The organism is uncultured Campylobacter sp. (assembly GCF_938045625.1).
Lineage (GTDB): Bacteria > Campylobacterota > Campylobacteria > Campylobacterales > Campylobacteraceae > Campylobacter_A.
In genome coordinates this window covers 1-2,964 of the sequence record NZ_CALIAV010000057.1, presented here as the reverse complement: position 1 = coordinate 2,964, position 2,964 = coordinate 1, and the positions used below count along the sequence as shown (strand labels likewise).

2 protein-coding genes are annotated in these 2,964 nt (G+C 45.3%); both read right to left on the bottom strand.

The genetic code is table 11. The annotated features are described in order from the left end of the window. Window positions 1-674 (bottom strand): ABC transporter substrate-binding protein (locus Q0386_RS06050; protein ID WP_299028526.1); only part of this gene is annotated, 674 nt, incomplete at its 3' end. A gap of 68 nt (window positions 675-742) precedes the next feature. Further along, complete coding sequence (locus Q0386_RS06045) at window positions 743-2,824, bottom strand: TonB-dependent receptor (protein ID WP_299028523.1); 2,082 nt, start codon at window positions 2,822-2,824, stop codon at window positions 743-745. Window positions 2,825-2,964 lie beyond the last annotated feature (140 nt).

The window sequence follows — 2,964 nt, the reverse complement described above, 5'->3', positions numbered from 1 at the left end:
AAAATTCTAAATCCCCCGAAATTCGCCGCATTTACTCCGCCGCTTAGCTTGATCTCATAATCAAAATACGTCCCGCCGCCGGCTGCCTCGTAACTTTTATCTCGGCCGAATATAAAAAGAACCTTCGGTTTTTTGCTAAGCCCTTTTGTGTAATTTTCAATCTTAGCTCTTACCTCGGCTCTATTTTGTAAAATTTTCTCCGCTCTTTGCTCTTTTTCGTAAATTTTACCCAGCATACCAAACCAAAAAAGCGGGGCTTCCTCCGTGCCGCTTAAATTTACCAAAGCTACGTTTAGCCCTACTTTACGCAGCGGCTCGATGATCTTTTCGCCTCTCATGCCCCACTGCACTACTAGATCCGGAGATAGTTTTAGTAGCTCCTCGATATTTGGAGTAAAATCCTCTCCGATACCGCCTGCTGGGATACTACCTGCGCCTTTTATCATTTTTCCCAGCATTCCGCGCTCGATGTTTTTCTTGGCTATCGGATGGACGGAGGCTAGGCGAGATACGTTGTTTTCGACGCTAAGAGAAAACGAAGCCAGCGGCACCGGAAACAGCGCTACACTTTTAACGGAACGGTCAAAGACAAGCTTATTGCCGTTTTGATCGGTAAATTCAAGCGCGCCCAGCGTCGCTGCCAGTAGCAATAAAACGGATATGATTTTTCTCAAATTTGATCCTTAAATTTGTAAATTTTATGGTTTTTGAGCGGGCCTGTTTAAAAGCCCGCTCGGCAAATTTAAAAGCTAGCCTTAAAGCCTAGTTTGAAATTTCTGCCCGGATTTATTAGCGGGTTGCTAGCGCTTCTAGGCTGACTGATTAGCTCGTAGCTTAGGCTTGGGGCGTATTCTTTGTCAAAGATATTTTCGACGCCGAAATTCAGGCTAAAATCTTTTAAGAATCCTAGTTTGCCCAGACTCTTCCCAAAGTATAGGTTATGCACGAAATATCCAGCTCGCTCGCGCTCTACGCTGTCGTCTATGCGCGTCTTTCTCGCCGCCCAGTCGCCGCTATACTCTATGTATGAGTTTGCCAAAAACTCCGGCGAATAAGAAACAGCCACGCGTCCGCTAAGCGGAGCGATCTCTGGAAGCGGTTTGCCGGTTTGTTTATTTTTGCCGCGCGTGTAGGCGAGGTTTGTTTTAAACTCTAAATTTGACAAAATTTTATATGCTAGGTCAAATTCCGCTCCGCTTATCTTGGCTCTATTTACGTTTTGCGACTGATAGTAGGTCACGCCGCCGCTTTGCCAGTTTCGCTCGACGATCAGGTCTTTATAATCTCCCGTATAAAATATCAAATTTGACCTAAGCACCTTATCCGTATAGCGAAGCCCGGCCTCGTAGGTAACGCCTTTTTCGATATTTAGATCAGGGTTTGGCAGATACGCCTCGCTGCCTGAAAACGTAAGTATCGGAGCAACCTCGCCGCTCATAGGAGCCCTAAACGAAGTCGAGAAATTTCCTACAAACTCAAACCCCTGGGTGATAGGGTAAATAAGCCCTAGTCCGTAGCTGGCTCTGCCGTCTTTTCTATCGTTGGCGTTTTCGTATAGGGCTTTTACGGCGGGGCTCATCGAGCTATCCATATCAAAGGACGTTTTTATGTGGTCGTAGCGTAAATTTGCGCTTAAAATCGCATCGTTGCTAAATGCGTATTCAAGCAAGCCAAACCCGGCGACGTCAAGCTGTTTGGTTCTTAGCCTGTTGCGAAGTCTAGGGCCGTTATTTACGCTTTGATACACGCTGTCCCAGTCCTCGTAATAAAAATCCACGCCGTAGGTTTGGGTTAGGTTGTCGCCTATAAATTTACCGATAAATTTACCGCCGTAGACCTTCGGACCGTTTACGTAGTTATCGACCTGTCTAGGCGAAAACGAGCCGATGTAGGGTCTTATATTTAGGTGCGTATAAAGCTCTCTATAATACAAGCTAGAATCTAATATAAATTTGTCGTTTATGTTGCCTTCGTAGTTTAGCGCTACGTATTTTTCTCTAAGAGGCGCTTCTTTTATGTATTTTTGAAAGCCTCTTTTATTCGCCGTTCCGGGAGCGCCGACCGCCGTACCGACTACGCCGCGCTCTGATTCGGTGTATCTAGTTACGAGCTCAAGTCTGTGAAAATCGGCAAAGCTATATCCGCCTTTAAAATCAAGGCTTCGGTAGTTATACCTTGTGTTTGGTATTTTACCCGCCGGAGTGTCGTAGTCCTTGCCGTGTTTGTAGTTTAAGCCGAGCAATGCGTCAAACCCGTGTCCGACTACGCCGAGTTGTAAGCGGTTTTGCACGCCTTTGTTCGCGCTTTGATACTGGGTGCTAAGATAAGTGTCCGATAATGCCCAGTCGCCGTGCACGTCTCCGCTAGCTCTTTTGGTGACTAAATTTACTATGCCGCCAAAGGCATCCGTGCCGTAAAGCGTGCTAGCTGGACCTCTTATTATCTCTATCCTTTCGATTTGATCAGGCGTAAATATCGAATACTCAAACGCCGGCCTACCCCTAAACCTAAGTCCGTCTACGAACATCGGCACTCGGTAATCGGACGAACTAAAACCTCGCACGTTTACGGTGCCCGAGTCCATGCCTTCGTTTACGATTGAAACTCCCGGCGCCTCGCTGATTAGCTCGGGTACACTTTTGCCAAGCTTTCTTTCTATCGTCTCTTTATCTACTACCGAGACGCTTTTACTTATCTCGTCTACACTTTGAGATGATCTTTGTGCCGTGACGGTTACGCCTTCTAGCGATTTTAGCTCTACTTCGTTTTGCGCGGCGGCTAAAACACCGACCAAAGCGAGGCTAAGCATAATTTTCCTCTGCATTTAAACTCCTTTAAAAATATTTGAGTAATTATATAGAAATATATAATGATTTTCAATACGTATAAAGGGTAACATCATATTTAAAAAAGCCATAATTACTATATTTATACTATATATCAAGGCACTAATATATACCATGT